Origin of the sequence: Novosphingobium ginsenosidimutans (assembly GCF_007954425.1) — a bacterium.
Classification (GTDB): domain Bacteria; phylum Pseudomonadota; class Alphaproteobacteria; order Sphingomonadales; family Sphingomonadaceae; genus Novosphingobium; species Novosphingobium ginsenosidimutans.
In genome coordinates this window covers 1,371,288-1,386,307 of sequence record NZ_CP042345.1, presented here as the reverse complement: position 1 = coordinate 1,386,307, position 15,020 = coordinate 1,371,288, and the positions used below count along the sequence as shown (strand labels likewise).

Annotated in this window: 14 protein-coding genes; 5 read left to right on the top strand and 9 right to left on the bottom strand. The window is 64.1% G+C overall.

Features of this window, described 5'->3' with window-relative positions; all coding sequences use genetic code 11:
* Positions 1-41 precede the first annotated feature (41 nt).
* The 4 genes from hslO to FRF71_RS15695 form a co-directional block, all read right to left on the bottom strand.
* Positions 42-950 carry an Hsp33 family molecular chaperone HslO gene (hslO, locus tag FRF71_RS06970; RefSeq protein WP_238339481.1) on the bottom strand — a complete coding sequence of 303 codons (909 nt, stop codon included), beginning with the start codon at positions 948-950 and terminating at the stop codon, positions 42-44.
* Positions 947-1,873: an ornithine carbamoyltransferase gene (argF, locus tag FRF71_RS06965; RefSeq protein WP_147089934.1), complete on the bottom strand. Its 927-nt coding sequence runs from the start codon at positions 1,871-1,873 to the stop codon at positions 947-949. The genes hslO and argF overlap by 4 nt, the downstream gene beginning before the upstream one ends.
* A complete protein-coding gene (locus FRF71_RS06960; protein ID WP_147089933.1) occupies positions 1,870-3,063 on the bottom strand; it encodes an aspartate aminotransferase family protein in 1,194 nt (397 codons plus the stop codon). Before FRF71_RS06960 ends, argF begins: the two co-directional genes overlap by 4 nt.
* Positions 3,064-3,198: 135 nt before the next feature.
* On the bottom strand, positions 3,199-3,957 hold the full coding sequence (locus FRF71_RS15695) for a cold-shock protein (protein WP_147089932.1): 759 nt from the start codon (positions 3,955-3,957) through the stop codon (positions 3,199-3,201).
* 290 nt (positions 3,958-4,247) lie between these two features.
* Between FRF71_RS15695 and FRF71_RS06950 the strand changes: the two genes are divergently transcribed.
* Genes FRF71_RS06950 through FRF71_RS06935 form a run of 4 tightly spaced genes read left to right on the top strand, consistent with a single transcriptional unit; the run spans position 4,248 to position 7,640 of the window.
* A complete protein-coding gene (locus FRF71_RS06950; protein ID WP_147089931.1) occupies positions 4,248-4,679 on the top strand; it encodes a protein tyrosine phosphatase family protein in 432 nt (143 codons plus the stop codon).
* Between the two features lie 5 nt (positions 4,680-4,684).
* A complete protein-coding gene (locus FRF71_RS06945; RefSeq protein WP_147091559.1) occupies positions 4,685-5,113 on the top strand; it encodes a hypothetical protein in 429 nt (142 codons plus the stop codon).
* Positions 5,106-6,005, top strand: a complete 900-nt coding sequence (locus FRF71_RS06940; protein WP_147089930.1) for a sterol desaturase family protein — start codon at positions 5,106-5,108, stop codon at positions 6,003-6,005. The genes FRF71_RS06945 and FRF71_RS06940 overlap by 8 nt, the downstream gene beginning before the upstream one ends.
* Positions 6,006-6,062: 57 nt before the next feature.
* Positions 6,063-7,640, top strand: coding sequence for a GMC family oxidoreductase (locus FRF71_RS06935; RefSeq protein ID WP_147089929.1), 1,578 nt, complete (start codon positions 6,063-6,065; stop codon positions 7,638-7,640).
* 63 nt (positions 7,641-7,703) lie between these two features.
* Here the strand turns inward: FRF71_RS06935 and FRF71_RS06930 are convergent, their stop codons facing one another.
* The 4 genes from FRF71_RS06930 to glpX all read right to left on the bottom strand — a co-directional run bounded on the left by FRF71_RS06930 (position 7,704) and on the right by glpX (position 13,098).
* A complete protein-coding gene (locus FRF71_RS06930; protein ID WP_420359395.1) occupies positions 7,704-10,127 on the bottom strand; it encodes a TonB-dependent receptor in 2,424 nt (807 codons plus the stop codon).
* 161 nt (positions 10,128-10,288) lie between these two features.
* Complete coding sequence (locus FRF71_RS06925) at positions 10,289-11,071, bottom strand: inositol monophosphatase family protein (protein WP_147089928.1); 783 nt, start codon at positions 11,069-11,071, stop codon at positions 10,289-10,291.
* Entirely contained in the window at positions 11,071-12,006 is a 936-nt protein-coding gene (locus FRF71_RS06920) for a ribose-phosphate pyrophosphokinase (protein ID WP_147089927.1), read from the bottom strand. The genes FRF71_RS06925 and FRF71_RS06920 overlap by 1 nt, the downstream gene beginning before the upstream one ends.
* 111 nt (positions 12,007-12,117) lie before the next feature.
* The gene (gene glpX / locus FRF71_RS06915; protein ID WP_147089926.1) at positions 12,118-13,098 is read right to left on the bottom strand and encodes a class II fructose-bisphosphatase; all 981 of its coding nucleotides are present in this window, start codon (positions 13,096-13,098) and stop codon (positions 12,118-12,120) included.
* A gap of 171 nt (positions 13,099-13,269) precedes the next feature.
* Between glpX and FRF71_RS06910 the strand changes: the two genes are divergently transcribed.
* Complete coding sequence (locus FRF71_RS06910) at positions 13,270-13,686, top strand: hypothetical protein (RefSeq protein ID WP_147089925.1); 417 nt, start codon at positions 13,270-13,272, stop codon at positions 13,684-13,686.
* A gap of 2 nt (positions 13,687-13,688) precedes the next feature.
* On the opposite strand, the gene FRF71_RS06905 is transcribed toward FRF71_RS06910, so the two are convergent.
* On the bottom strand, positions 13,689-14,999 hold the full coding sequence (locus tag FRF71_RS06905; protein ID WP_147089923.1) for a homoserine dehydrogenase: 1,311 nt from the start codon (positions 14,997-14,999) through the stop codon (positions 13,689-13,691).
* Positions 15,000-15,020 lie beyond the last annotated feature (21 nt).

The following is a 15,020-nucleotide window of genomic DNA, read 5'->3' as shown; positions in this document are numbered from 1 at the left end:
CGGTTACCGCCAAAGCGTGTTTTTTTATCGACGAACCGTTGTCACATCTCGATCTGGAACAACTTCGAGCAGAACGCGCAGTCGACCTCGATCAGGCCTTGGGCATTGCGCATCTCGATCCGGTCTTCTTCGGGAAACTTGGCCAATACGCTCTCATAGTGCGCAATGGAGCAGCGGCAGCCGCGATGGAGTGTGCCCCCCGTTTCGACCCGCACTTCGGATTCGTCGTGGAACAGCCGCCAGATCAGCGCTTCAAGCGAGAGGTCTGGATCGACCAGTTCCTCAGGCCGCGTGCTGCCTGCAAGGACAGCTACATGCTCCCATTCCGGGTGGTCCATCTTGACGTGGAGCCGTTCTCGCCCTTCCTCGCCCTCGGCGAGGTGTTGGACGAGAATGCCAGCGCCGATGCAACCGGCTGAGCCATCGCCGATCCCGACCCTGATCAGGGTAGGTACCTGCTCGCTCTGGGCAAAATAGCTTTCGCAGGCCTCAGCCAGGCTGGCACCCTCTAGCGGTACGATGCCCTGATAGCGCTGGCCAGTAGCCGCAAGATCGAAGGTGACCGCAAGATAGCCCTTACCGAACAGGGCATAGAGCGATGGATTGCGGCCAAGTTCGGCCAGGCGCTCGGCATCGTGGCGGACATAGCCGCGCAGCTCACCGTTGCGGTAATCGCAGACCAGCAGATCGACCACACCTGCTTCGGTCTGCGCCTGCATCGTCAGCTGGCTGCCTTCGTCCTTCAGCAAGGTGCCAAGCAGCGCGGTCAACACCAGCGCTTCGGCCAGCAGCCGGCGGATCGGCGGCGGGTAATCGTGCGCGGTCAGGATCGTGTCGAGTACCGGCCCAAGGCGCACCACCCGTCCCCGGGCATTGCGCCCTGGAATCGAGAAGCGCAGCACCCGGTCATAGCCGGTCTCGCCCGCCGCGATGTGCTCGGGCAGGCTCACAGTTGGCCAAAGACCCAGCGCAGCACGCTCTTCTGGGCGTGGATGCGGTTCTCCGCCTCGTCCCAGACAACCGACTGCGGACCGTCGATTACGGCATCGGTCACCTCTTCGTTACGATGGGCAGGCAGGCAGTGGAGAAAGGTTGCACCCGCACCGGCGAGGGCCATCAACTGCTCATCAACCTGGAACGGGGCCATGGCCGCAAGCTTGTTGTGGGCGTGGTCCTGGCCCATCGAGACCCAGGTATCGGTCACCACCACGTCCGCCCCGCGCGCTGCTTCGGCGGCATCATTGGTCAGGGTGATAGTCGCGCCAAGCGCGCGGGCTCGTTCGATATACCCGGCATCGGGCTCGTAGCCCCTGGGCGTGCCGACGCGGACATTGAAGCGCAGCAGCCCCGCCGCCTCGATAATCGAGTTGAGCACATTGTTGCCATCGCCCAGCCATGCCACTTCCAGCCCGGGCAGCGCCTTGCCCTGTTCCAGCAGGGTCAGGAGGTCGGCCATGATCTGGCAGGGGTGGCTCTCGTCGGTCAGGCCATTGATCACTGGAACAGTCGCATAATGCGCCAGTTCCTCGATCTTGGCGTGATCGTCGGTCCGCAGCATGATCGCATCGACCATCCGGCTGAGCACGCGGGCGGTATCTGCGATCGTCTCGCCACGGCCCAGCTGGCTGGTCCCGGATTCGAGCGTAATCGCGCTGCCGCCGAGCTGGCGCATCGCCATGTCGAACGAAACGCGCGTGCGGGTGGAGTTCTTTTCGAACACCATTGCCAGCACGTGCCCCGCCAGCGGTGCATCGGCATCGACCTTGCCCTTGGGCCAGGCCGCACGCGCCGCCTTGCGATCGAGCGCGTCGTTCAGCATCGCGACCAGTCCATTTCCCCCCGCGTCGACGAGGTTCAGGAAGTGCCGCGTCATTGCACGGGTTCCGGCGGCTGGAAGCTGGCCGCACCGGCCGAGAGCTTGTCAAAGAACTCGTCGATCTCGGCATCGCCGATCACCAGCGGCGGCACCAGGCGCAGGGTATTGTCACCAGCAGCCACGGTCAGCAGGTGATGGTTGTCACGCAGGTGTGCCACGAAGCCGCGGGTTTCGAACTTCATCTTGATACCCAGCATCAGGCCCTTGCCACGGACGAGCTCGAACATGTCGGGGTAGTTGCCGATGAACTGCTCAAGCCGGCTGCGCAGGCGCTCGCTGGTGGTGCGGACCTGGGCGAGGAACTCCGCATTGGCAACGGCATCGAGCACGGCTTCAGCAGCAGCCATGGCCAGCGGGTTGCCGCCATAGGTCGAACCGTGGGTACCGATCACCATGCCGCGGGCGGCCTGCTCGGTCGCGAGGCAGGCGCCGATCGGGAAGCCGCCGCCCAGGCCCTTGGCCGTGGCAACCACGTCCGGAACGATCCCATACTGTTCATAGGCATAAAGCGTGCCGGAGCGGGCCACGCCGCACTGGACCTCGTCCAGCGCCAGCAGCAGGTCATGCTCATCTGCGAGCGCGCGCAGCCCTTGCATGAACGCATCCGAAGCGGGACGGATCCCGCCTTCGCCCTGGACCGGTTCGACCAGGAAGCCGGCGGTGTTCGGGCCGATCGCCGCCCTGGCACCTTCCAGGTCATCGAAGTCGACGTATTTGAAGCCCTGCAGCAGGGGCAGGAAGCCCTTGTGCATCTTCTCTTGGTTGGAGGCGCTGATCGTTGCCATTGTCCGACCATGGAAGGCGTTCTTGAAGGTAATGATCTCAAACTTGTGGTCATTGCCGACATGCTGGTGATAGGCGCGTACCGTCTTGATCGCGCATTCCACCGCTTCGGCGCCAGAATTGGTGAAAAACACTGTGTCGGCAAAAGTCAGATCGACCAGCCGCTGGGCCAGATGCTCCCCCTGCGGGCTGCCATAGAGGTTGGACACGTGCATTAGCGTTTCGGCCTGCTTCTGAATCGCGCCGATCAGGCCTTTGTGCGAATGGCCGAGCAAATTGACCGCGATGCCGGCGGCGAAATCGAGATATCGCTGCCCGTCTTCCCCGATCAAGTGACAGTGCTCACCGCGCACCGGCCGGAAGCCGCAGCGGGGATAGACTGGCATGAGCGGAGTGATCGACATCGCTAAGTTCCTTTGCTGGATGCGAGATATGCACGAATTGGAAAACGACAAATGGCGGCCCCGCGAAGGGCCGCCATTTGCGGTGTTCTAGGCCGTGGCGTGTCCCGGAGCAACCCCGGGACCGGCACCGGCAGGTCAGCCCTGCAGCGGCGTCAGGTTCACGGCCGAATATTTGCCTCGTCGGTCGACTTCGATGTCGAACTCAACGCGGTCACCTTCATTGAGGCCGGACATGCCCGAACGCTCAACCGCGCTGATATGCACGAAGGCGTCCTGCTGACCGTCATCACGGGTGATGAAACCAAAGCCCTTCATCGAGTTGAAGAACTTGACCGTGCCGGTCGCCTTCTCACCCGTGAGCTGGCGCTGCGGCGCGGCTTCGCGCTTGGGCGCTTCGATCAGGTCACCGACGATCTCAAGATCACTGGCCGAAACCTTGCCGCCGCGATCGACGAGCGTGAACTTCAGCGTCTGGCCTTCAGCCAGGCTTTCCAGCCCGGCGCGCTCGACCGCGCTGATGTGCACGAACACGTCTTCGCCGCCTTCATCGCGCTGGATGAAGCCGAAGCCTTTGCCGGCGTTGAAGAACTTGACCGTGCCGGAACCTTCGCCAACGACCTGGGCAGGCATGCCGCCGCCACCGCCGCCGCCGCGGGGAGCGCCGCCGCCGAAGCCGCCGCGACCGCCACCAGCACCGCCGCCGAAGCCGCCGCGATCACCGCCGCCAAAGCCGCGGCCCGGGCCGCCGAAGCCGCCACGATCGCCACCACCTCCGAAGCGGTCGCCGCCACCAAAGCGGTCACCACCGCCACCCGCGAACGGATCGAAACTGTCTTCGCCGAACCCGTCGCGCTTGTCGCGGCCACGGCCGCGACGTCCTCTATCAAAACCCATAAACCCGAACGCACTTTCGTATCGTCCGCCGTATCGCAACCCAAGCCGCGCGGACGAAACGCACCGGGGAGGCAGGCATGAGGGAATCTGGCCCGCAACGCTGCAGGGCTGGTGATAACTCATCTACGGCCCCTTGGCGAATCGAATCGCGCGAGGGCCCACGCCACCAGCCGGACTGTGACATTTCTGCCGAATGAACGACTTGCAGCTGCTGCAAGACCGGCTTGGCAAGCCGGCGCTGCAGGGCTAGGCGGTGAGCAGTTCCAGCCTATTGACGGGATCCTGCACCGATGTTTCGCCGCCTGTCCGATACCGTGCTTGCCAGCCCCCAGATCTCGATCGCCGACCTTGCTGAGGCCAAGGCGCTGGGTGTTGGCCTGGTGATCAATAACCGGCCCGAAGGCGAAAGCGATGACCAGGTTCCGGGCACGGAGATCGAGGCAGCGGCGCGCGGCCTGGGGATGGACTATATCGCCATCCCCGTGACCCATGCCGGATTTTCGGGTCCTCAGGTCGAGGCGATGACGGCTGCTTTGGCGAACAGTGCAGGCAAGGTCCTGGCCTATTGCCGCTCAGGCACCCGCTCGACCCTGCTCTGGGCGCTGACCCAGGCGAGCGAGGGCGCCGATCTGGAAGCGGTAACGGCGCAGGCTGCCGACGCCGGCTATGATGTCAGCCCGGTCCGTCCGCTGATGGATATGCTCAAGGCCCGCAACGGGTGAAGACGATGGAAGGGGTCTGGATCGATCTGGCCAAGTTCGGCGTCTCGCTGATTGCGATCCTGGGGCTCGCCTGGCTCGCGCGCTGGATGGATCTTGGCGGCGATCTGCGCATTCGCGACGCGGCCCATGCGCGCTTCCTGGCGAATGAAGCGATCGAAGGCTTCGAGCCGGTCGACCTGGCACTGGACAAGGCCGGGATTGGCGCGCTGCTGCGCGATGCCGCGGGGCGGCAGATGCTGCTGCGACGCCACGGCGCGGCCTGGGTCGCGCGCCTGCTTGATGAGCGGACCGAGGCACGGCTGGACCGCGATTTCCTGACCATCGGCACCGGTGAGAGGAGCTTCGGCACGATCACCCTGCACCTGGGTGAAGCAGCTGGCGTCTGGGCCGCAGGCCTGCGCCGTTTGCCGCAAATGGGGGCCAAGCATGCCTAAGCTGCCCAACCCGGTCGACTATGCCGTGCCCTTCTTCATCTTGCTGATCGTGATCGAGATGATCTGGGCCAAGCGCCAAGCGCCCGAGAAGTACGAGCCGCGCGATACGCTGGTTTCGCTTGGCTTTGGCCTGGGCAGCACTGTGGCCGGACTGATCTTTGGCGGCGCGATCTATGGCTTGATGCTTTGGCTGTGGGATCATCGCGCGGTGACCGTGCCGTGGACCTGGTGGGCCTGGATCGCATGCTTCGTGCTCGACGACCTGCTCTATTACCTGTTCCACCGCAGCGCCCATCGGGTCCGCTGGTTCTGGGCGAGCCACGTCAATCACCATTCCAGCCAGCACTACAACCTCTCCACCGCGCTGCGGCAAACCTGGACAGGATGGCTGGCGCTGTCGTTCCTGTTCAAGCTGCCGCTGGCTGCGGTGGGCTTCCATCCGGCGATGATCCTGTTTTGCAGCGGGGTGAACCTGATCTATCAGTTCTGGATTCACACCGAGGCAATCAAGCGCTTCCCGCGCTGGTTCGAAGCCGTGATGAACACGCCCAGTCACCACCGGGTCCACCACGCCACCAATCCGCGTTATCTCGATTCGAACTATGCCGGCGTCTTCATCGTCTGGGACCGGATGTTCGGCACTTTCGTGCCCGAGGTTGATGAGGAACCGATCCGTTATGGGATCGTGCGCCAGCTCGGCACCTTCAACCTGCTCTACTCCGTGTTCCATGAATGGATCGGAATTGCGAAGGACGTCTGGCAGGCGCCGTGGCGGCACAAGCTGTCTTACCTGTGGCGACCGCCCGGCTGGACCCACGACGGCAGCCGCGACACCTCGGACACGATCCGTGCCCGCTGGCACGCCCGCCGGATGGCCGAGCCCGCGGAATAGGATTGCAGGTATTTAACCGGTCGCTTAACGCTCTTTCGAAAGTGGAGAGAGCCAGACATGGACCAGTTCGATATCATCGTGATCGGTGGCGGCAGCGCAGGCAGCGCGGTGGCGGGGCGCTTGTCGGAAGATGGCACGCGCCGGGTCTGCCTGCTCGAAGCCGGGCCGGATAACGACACGATCCGGATCAAGACCCCCGGGTTCATGCCGTTCATCCCGGAAAAATCGAACTGGCGGTTCGATACGGTTCCGCAGAAAGGCCTGAATGGCCGGATCGGCTATCAGCCGCGTGGGCGAGGCCTGGGCGGATCGAGCGCGATCAACGCGATGGTCTATATCCGCGGCAACCACTTTGATTACGACCAGTGGGCTGAGCTTGGCTGCACCGGCTGGAGCCACGCCGACGTCCTGCCCTATTTCCGGCGCTCTGAAGGAAACGAGCGCGGCGGCAACGAATGGCACGGCGGTGACGGTCCGCTCAATGTGATGGACCAGCGCTGGCCGAGCCCCGGAAGCGAGGCCTTCGTCGCCAGCGCCGCTAGCCTCCAGCTGCCTGAGAACAATGACTTCAATGGGGCTCGCCAGGATGGCTTCGGGCTGTACCAGGTGACGCAGAAGGCGGGCGAGCGCTGGTCGGCCGCGCGCGCCTATTTGACCCCGCGCCCCAACCTGTCGATCCGGACCGGCGCACTGGTCGAGAAGATCGTGATCGAGGATGGCCGCGCGGTTGGCGTCCAGGCGCGCTTCGGGGGCAAGCGCGAAGTGATCCGCGCGGCCGGCGGCGTCGTGCTTTCGGCTGGTGCCTTCGGCAGCCCGCAAGTCCTGATGCTTTCCGGCATTGGGCCGGCCGCCCACCTCATTGATAAAGGCGTTCCCGTCCTGCTCGACAAGGCCGCCGTGGGCGAGGACTTGCAGGACCACATCGATTTCGTCGCCAGCTGGGAAACCGGCTCGCTCGACTTCATCGGTGACAGCCTGTCCGGCACCTGGAAAATGGCCAAGGCGGTGATCGAGCATCGCCTGAAGCGCACCGGGATCATGACCACCTGCTTTGCCGAGGCTGGCGGCTTCTGGCGCACCAATCCCGATCTGCCCGCCCCCGACATTCAGTACCATTTCGTCCCCGCCATGCTCGAGGACCACGGCCGGACCAAGGTGAAGGGCCACGGCTTCTCGATCCACGCCTGCGTCCTGCGCCCCGAAAGCCGGGGGACAGTGCGGCTGAACTCGGCCGATCCGGCTGCTCCGCCAGCGATCGATCCCAACTTCCTCGATGATCCGCGCGACATTGCGACCCTGCGCGCCGGGGTGCGGCTGATGTACCGGATCGCGGAAAATGGCGCGCTCGGCGCCTATGGCGGCACGCCGCGGCAGCCGGTTGACCTGGCCAATGACGCGGCGCTCGACGATCTGATCCGCAGCCGCGCCGACACGGTCTATCACCCCGTGGGCACCTGCCGGATGGGCGGCGATGCCGGAAGCGTGGTCGATCCGACGCTCAAGCTGCGTGGGATCGACGGACTGTGGGTGGCCGATGCCTCGATCATGCCGCGGCTGGTTTCGGGCAATACCAATGCCCCGTCGATTATGATCGGTGAGCGCGCCGCCGACTTCATCAAGGCCGCGCTGCAATAGCCGCCAAAGAAAAGGGCCCGGCTGCTGGTGCAACCGGGCCCCTTCTTCAGGCTATCGCCAGGTTCAGAAGGTCTGGCGAACGGTGAACCCGTACTTGCGCGGGCTGCCGACGTTGTAGCCGATACGGGCCCGCCCACCGCGCTCACGATCGAGCGAGAGCAGCGGGGTCTCGTTGAACAGGTTGTTCACGTAAAGCGACATCGACAGGCCGCTATCCCACTCCAGCCCGGTCGACAGGTTGACCAGGTTGTAGCTGGGCAGGAGGTAGCTGCCGAAGTTGTAGTTGCCGCTGCCGAAGGCCGAAGTGGCCGGGTTAAAGAACAGCGAGTTCGTGAACGATCCGGTGCCCGGCTCCTGGTCACCCGGCTGGGTGTAGCGGTTGCCAACGTGCTGGAAGCTGGCGTTGAACGACCAGTCGAGCCCGTCGCTCACTTCCGTCACATAGCTGGCATTGGCGGCGATCTGGAACTTCGGCACGGTCGGCAGACGGTTGCCATCGCGCATCCCGGCAATCACCGCGCCGCCAGCATCGACGACCGAGCTGTCGAACTTCGAATCGGTCACGCTGCCGTTGAGCGAGAACTCGAAGCCCGGGGTCGGCTTGATGCCGATCTCGACCTCGACGCCCGCGCTGTGGGCCTTGGGCACGTTGAAGACGACGCGCGACGAGCACGAACCGGCATCAGCGGTGACCTGCAGGTTGCGGATGTCGTTGTAGAACACCGCAGCGTTGATCGTGATGCCATTGGTCGAGGCCTTCACGCCCGCTTCATAGTTCCACAGCGTTTCGTCCTTGTAGCCCGGACGGCCGCCATAGGTCCGCGCATCCGGACCGGTCGCCCCGCCCGAGCAGAGTGGGATATTGAGCGGATCGTTCACGCCGCCGAGACGGAAACCCTTCGAGGCCTGAAGGTTGAGCGACAGATCGTCGCTGGCCTTGTACGACAGGATGACGCGCGGGGTGAACCCGTTCGAGCTGGTCTTGTCGCCCCGGAAGGTGTCGCCGTTGGCGAAAATCCCGCCCGAGATGAAGTCACGCGTTTCGCTGAAGTCGTAGTAGCGGCCACCAGCGGTCAGCTTGAACTGGCCGAACTCGTAGCTGGCTTCGCCGAAGATCGCGTACTGTTCGATCTCGTACGGGATGTCGGCATTGTACGGCGAGTTGGCCGGGAAGCCATTGTAGGTCGCCGAAATCGGCAGGCCACCGGCTGCAGCATTCAGGAAGATCTGGCCGAAGGCATCCGAACCCGGGGTCGGCAGGCGCTGGGCATAGGTGCGATCGACATGGCTGTAGAAGCCGCCGAGCACCCACTGCAGCGGGCCTTCGCCGGTCGAGGCAAGGCGCAGTTCCTGGGTCCACTGCTTGAGCTTGGTGGTGTCGAGCAGGTTCGAATCGAGCCGTGCACCACCCGCTGCTGCGGCAGCAGCACCAGCAAACGAGACGTAGACCGAACCGGTCAATGCCGAGGCATCGCGGCTGACCAGGATGTCACGGTTGATATAGCTGGTGACCGAGGTCAGCGCGATCGTATCGCTCAGGTCGATACCGACGTTCAGATCGGCCAGGGTGGTCTTGTCGCGGAACTGTTCGCGCAGCTTCAGGTACTGCGTGTTCTCCGGCATGACCTGATTGATGTTGATCAGTGGGTTGTAATAAAGGTTGTAGCGCTCAGCCCGGTTGAAACCGTTGGCCTGGACATCCTGATAGATAATGCGCGGCGTGATGCGGATGCCGTCGGTCGGCTCAAGCAGCAGGCTGACGCGGCCACCATAACGGCGCCCGTCGTTGACATCTTTGCCGCCGGCCGGGCCAATCGCGTCGATGAAACCGCCAAACTTCTCACCATAGGCGACAATGCGCAGTGCGGCCTTGTCACCCATCGGCACGTTGATCGCGCCCTTGGCGCCATAGCCCAGCGAACCGCCTTCGAAGGTGTTGATACCGGCTTCGACCTTGCCTTCGGTCACGCCCAGCTTGGGCTGGTTGGTGATGTAGCGGACAGTACCGCCGACCGAACCCGAACCAAACAGCGTGCCTTGCGGGCCGCGCAGCGTTTCTACGCGATTGAGGTCGAACAGATCGAAATCAGGGGTGAACAGCGAGAGCGAGACCACCGATTCATCGAGGTAGACGCCAACCTGTTCCTTCACGCCCGGCTGGTCGCGGACGATCTGACCGGCCGAAACGCCGCGCACCGAGACCTGGCTCTGGCCCGGCCCAAGGTTCTGGACGGTGAGGCCGGCGACATTGCGGGCGATGTCTTCGATGTTGCCCGCGCCGGTCTTCTGAATGTCAGTAGCAGTCACGGCCGCGATCGAGAAAGGCACATCCTGGATCGTTTCGTTGCGCTTGGTCGCGGTCACGACGATCTCGTTGCCGTCAATTGCCTCTTCGGCTTCCTGGGCATTGGCCGGGACAGTCAGCGCCAGCATGGCGGCGCCGGCGAGCAGGCGATAGGCCAGCTGCGTTTCGAACTTCTTCTGCATGTGTTCCTCCCTTGGATTTGCCGGGAATTCCGGCTTGCAATCCTGGTGCGCGCTTGCTGAACCTAGAGCGGAATCAGCGCAAGAGTCTGTGAAAGGCCGACCTTCACTTGGTTAAGGCCTGTCGCAAAAAGGTCACATCGGCAACTAAGGGCCAACTGGCCTCAATGATGGCAGGCAAGCGCCTCGACCACGTCATCCAGTCGCGCCGGATCGCCAAGCGCCAGAACATGGCCCGAGGAAGCAGCATGGAGCGGGTCGCCATTCCAGTCGCACATGGTGCCGCCCGCACCCTCGACCACCGGGACCAGTGCCGCATAGTCGTGCAGCTTCAGGTTGGCTTCGCAGACGATGTCGACATGGCCCGAGGCGAGCAGCGCATAGTTATAGCAATCCCCGCCCATCACCATCCGGCGATGATCGGTTTTGGCAGCAAGGCCCATAAAATGGGCGCCATCGTGATCGTCAAAATAGTGCGGGCCGGTCGTTGCCAGAGTGGCATCGCCCAGCTCGCGGCACGGGCGCGTGCGGACCGGCGCGCCATTAAGCAGGGTGGGCTGACCCGTCGCGCCAAGCCAGCGTTCGCCCAGAACCGGCTGATCGATCACACCCAGCACTGGCCAGCCATCGACCACCAGCGCGATCAGCGTGCCGAAGATCGGCCGGCCGATCAGGAACGACGTGGTCCCGTCGATCGGATCCAGCACCCAGGTGCGCCCCGATGATCCCGCTTCGGCGCCAAACTCCTCGCCATGGATCGCATCACGCGGACACTCGGCCTTGAGGATGCGCCGCATCGCCTCTTCGGCAGCGCGATCGGCCAGGGTGACGGGCGAGGCATCCGCCTTGCGCTCACTGGTCAGGCCCGTGCGGTAGTGCGGCAGGATCGCCGCCCGCGCCGCATCTGCCAGGCGATGGGCCAGGGCAATATCGGCGCCCAGGTTCATCAGTCAAACAGGCTCGAGACCGAGCTCTCGTCGGCAATCCGGCGGATCGCTTCGCCGATCAGCGGGGCAATCGGCAGAATACGGATTTTTGGGCTGTCCTTGGTGGCATCCGTCGGCTGGATCGAGTCCGTAATGACCAGCTCTTTTAGCGCCGAATTGGTCACGCGCTCCACCGCCTTGCCCGAGAGCACACCGTGGGTGAGGTAAGCCGTCACGCTCTTGGCACCAGCTTCCATCAGCGCCTCGGCCGCATTGCACAAGGTCCCGCCGGAATCGATGATGTCGTCGATCAGGATGCAGTCCCAGCCTTTCACATCGCCGATGATGTTCATGACTTCCGACACACCGGGCTTGTCGCGCCGCTTGTCGACAATCGACAGCGGTGCATCGTTGATCCGCTTGGACAGCGCCCGGGCGCGAACCACCCCGCCAACATCCGGCGAAACGACCATCAGGTTCTGACCGCCGGTCCGCTCGAGGATGTCGGCCGCCATCACCGGGGCGCCATAGAGGTTGTCGGTCGGAATATCGAAGAAGCCCTGAATCTGGCCGGCATGGAGATCGACTGCCAGCACCCGGTCAGCCCCAGCAGTGGTGATCAGGTTGGCGACCAGTTTGGCCGAGATCGGCGTGCGCGGGCCGGGCTTACGATCCTGGCGGGCATAGCCGAAATAGGGCAAGACGGCGGTGATCCGCTTGGCCGAGGCGCGGCGCAGCGCATCGATCCCGATCAGCAGCTCCATCAAGTTGTCGTTGGCCGGATAGGACGTCGACTGGATCACAAAGACGTCCTCGCCGCGAACGTTTTCATGGATCTCGACGAAGACTTCCTCATCGGCAAAGCGCCGAACCGAGGCGTCGGTCAGCGGCAGATCGAGGTAGGCAGCGATATCCCGTGCCAGCGGCAGGTTCGAATTGCCGGCCATCAATTTCATTGCGCTGCCTTCCCCATGATTCTGACCCGCTGGAGCCTCTAATCAGGGAGTGGCGGATTGCAAGGCAGACCGCAGGTTCAGGCGTGGATTAGCGCGCCCGAAGGCCGGGGATTAGCGCGGCTTGCGATGCTCGCCGCGGACCCAGCGGACCGTGCCCGAACTGGCGCGCATGACCACGCTTTCGGTGGTCATCGTGCCATCCTTGCGGCGCTTTACGCCAGCTAGGAGCGAGCCATCCGTCACGCCGGTTGCAGCAAAGATGCAATCGCCCTTGGCCAATTCGTCGCGAGTGTAGATCTTGTTGAGGTCTTCGATGCCCCACTTGCGGGCGCGAGCGCGCTCGTCATCGTTGCGGAACAGCAAGCGGCCATTGAACTGCCCACCAACGCAGCGCAGCGCGGCTGCCGCCAGCACGCCTTCAGGCGCGCCGCCCGAACCCATGTACATGTCGATCGTGGTGTCTTCGTTGGTCACCGCGATCACGCCGGCGACGTCGCCATCGCCGATCAGCACCACACCGCAGCCCAAGCCGCGCAGCTCTGCAATCAGTTCGGCATGGCGCGGGCGGTCAAGGACGCAGACGATGATGTCGCAGGGTTCGACACCCTTCGCCGCAGCCACAGCCTTGACATTCTCGGTCGGGGTCTTGGCCAGGTCAATGATCCCGTCAGGATATCCCGGTCCGACCGCAAGTTTGTCCATGTAGACATCGGGTGCGTTGAGCAGGTTGCCTTCTTCGGCGCAGGCCAGCACGGCCAGTGCGTTGGGACCAGCCTTGGCGGTTATGGTGGTGCCTTCCAGCGGATCAAGCGCAATGTCGATCTTGGGACCAGTGCCTTGGGCACCGCCAACCTTCTCGCCAATATAGAGCATCGGCGCCTCGTCACGCTCGCCCTCGCCGATCACCACGGTGCCGTCGATCTCCAGTTCGTCGAAAGCCTCACGCATGGCTTCAACCGCAGCCGCGTCTGCCGCCTTCTCGTCTCCTCGGCCAACCAGTTTCGAGGCAGCGATGGCCGCCGATTCCGTCACGCGGACCATTTCAAGGACGAGCACGCGGTCAAGGACCTTGCTGGCGGTGGGATTGGTCATGGGCGGTCAGGGTCCCTGCTTGGTTTGAATACGAATGCAGCGCGGCGCTTAGCGAGCACATCCTCGCTTGTCGAGTAAGCGCCCATCGCCGCCGAAGGGTTCACCGGGGATTAAGCGCAGGATAGCTCAAGTCCGGCAATGGGATGGCGCGCGCGTTCAATCGGACTGGCATTGAGCGTGATTGCGCCCCCGCTGCTGGCGCAATCCGCCGACCCGGAAGCTGATCCGCAAGTCGCCGAGCGGCTCGCTGCGGCCAAAACCAAGCTGAGCGTCGAGACGGTGCAGGACCGTTGCCGCAGTGCCCGCAAGTCTGGCGAGATTGTGGTCTGCGTCGATCGCGGCGAGGATTTGCGGGTCCCATCGACGGCGGAGAGCGATCCTTCCTCACTGGCTGCGCGGCGGGCGCTCAACAACAGGATTCCCCGAGCGCCGCAGCTCGATCGCGGCTCGTGCAAGGGCCAGCCGGGTTGCGTGGTTGGAGGTTGGGCGCCCGCTCCGATCTACGTGATCGACCCGTCCGCCCTGCCGCAAGCCCCGGAAGGTTCGGACGCAGACAAGATCGCGAAGGGCGAAATGCCGGACCGTTAGTCCTATTCGCCGAGCAGCTGCATCACCAACGGCGGCTCGGTCAGGCTGGCGGAACCGTCCAGCAGGCGCAATGCTTCGGCCACGGCACTTTCCGGCCCTTCGTGCGTCACCATGGCCACCATGACCGCGCCGGCATCGCCCGCGCGGCCCTTCTGGATCAGGCTTTCGATCGAAACGCCGGCATCACGCATGGCAGCGGTGATCTCGGCCAGAACGCCGGGCCGATCGGCAACCATGAAGCGGATGTAAGCCCGCCCAAGGCGCGGACCGCTGTCAGCCGGAGCCATCGCCTCCAGCTCAGCCACGGGGACCGAGAACGGCACGCCGATCTCGCCCCTGCCCATGGTCGAACGGGCGATGTCGATAAGGTCGGCAACCACGGCACTCGCGGTAGGCCCATCACCTGCCCCGGCACCCTGAAACAGCAGCCGGCCAGAGAAATTGCCCTCTGCCACCACGGCATTGGTCGCACCATCGACATGGGCAAGCGGATGGTCGAACGGGACCAGATGCGGCTGGACCCGCTGGAACAGCTTGTCCCCCTGCGTCTCGGCCATGCCGATCAGCCGAATGACATAGCCCAGCGCATCGGCCTGGGCGATGTCGGCAGCGCGCAGGCGGGTGATCCCGCTGGTCTCCACCCCGAGGAAATCGATTTTGCTGCCAAAGGCAATGGCGGCCAGGATCGAGAGCTTGTGGGCAGCATCGGTCCCTTCGATATCGAAAGCGGGATCGGCCTCGGCGAAGCCTTTTGCCTGGGCCTCGGCGAGGACATCGGCAAAGTCCCGCCCGGTGTCCTCCATGGTTGAGAGTATGTAGTTGCAGGTGCCGTTGAGGATCCCGTAGACCCGCTCAATCTCGTTAGCGGCGGCCCCCTCACGCAGGCCCTTGATCACCGGGATGCCACCCGCCACTGCCGCCTCGAACTTCAGCGCGACCTTGGCCGCCTCGGCCTTGGCCGCAAGTTCCAGGCCGTGGTGTGCGATCATTGCCTTGTTGGCGGTGACGAAAGCCTTGCCTGCCTCCATCGTCGCTCGGGCGCAGGACAGCGCCGGACCGTCTGCGCCGCCAACCAGTTCAACCACCACATCGACATCCGCGCGCTCGCCGAGGATGACCATGTCGTCTTCCCAGGTATAAGGCGTCAGGTCGACCGGGCGCTTCTTCGACCGATCGCGCGCGCTGATCACGGTGACGGCGATCGGTCGGCCCGCCCGACGGGCAATCAGGTCAGCATTGGCTTCAACCAGGCGGATCACCCCGGCTCCGACGGTACCCAGTCCTGCCAGTGCCACTCTCAACGGTTCGGCCATGATTGCCCCCTTTCGCCCGCG

Coding starts and splice junctions, on each gene's coding strand:
- argF (WP_147089934.1), bottom strand. CDS start 1,873: ATGACGCGGCACTTCCTGAACCTCGTCGACGCGGGGGGAAATGGACTG.
- FRF71_RS06960 (WP_147089933.1), bottom strand. CDS start 3,063: ATGTCGATCACTCCGCTCATGCCAGTCTATCCCCGCTGCGGCTTCCGG.
- FRF71_RS15695 (WP_147089932.1), bottom strand. CDS start 3,957: ATGGGTTTTGATAGAGGACGTCGCGGCCGTGGCCGCGACAAGCGCGAC.
- FRF71_RS06950 (WP_147089931.1), top strand. CDS start 4,248: ATGTTTCGCCGCCTGTCCGATACCGTGCTTGCCAGCCCCCAGATCTCG.
- FRF71_RS06945 (WP_147091559.1), top strand. CDS start 4,685: ATGGAAGGGGTCTGGATCGATCTGGCCAAGTTCGGCGTCTCGCTGATT.
- FRF71_RS06940 (WP_147089930.1), top strand. CDS start 5,106: ATGCCTAAGCTGCCCAACCCGGTCGACTATGCCGTGCCCTTCTTCATC.
- FRF71_RS06935 (WP_147089929.1), top strand. CDS start 6,063: ATGGACCAGTTCGATATCATCGTGATCGGTGGCGGCAGCGCAGGCAGC.
- FRF71_RS06930 (WP_420359395.1), bottom strand. CDS start 10,127: ATGCAGAAGAAGTTCGAAACGCAGCTGGCCTATCGCCTGCTCGCCGGC.
- FRF71_RS06925 (WP_147089928.1), bottom strand. CDS start 11,071: ATGAACCTGGGCGCCGATATTGCCCTGGCCCATCGCCTGGCAGATGCG.
- FRF71_RS06920 (WP_147089927.1), bottom strand. CDS start 12,006: ATGAAATTGATGGCCGGCAATTCGAACCTGCCGCTGGCACGGGATATC.
- glpX (WP_147089926.1), bottom strand. CDS start 13,098: ATGACCAATCCCACCGCCAGCAAGGTCCTTGACCGCGTGCTCGTCCTT.
- FRF71_RS06905 (WP_147089923.1), bottom strand. CDS start 14,999: ATGGCCGAACCGTTGAGAGTGGCACTGGCAGGACTGGGTACCGTCGGA.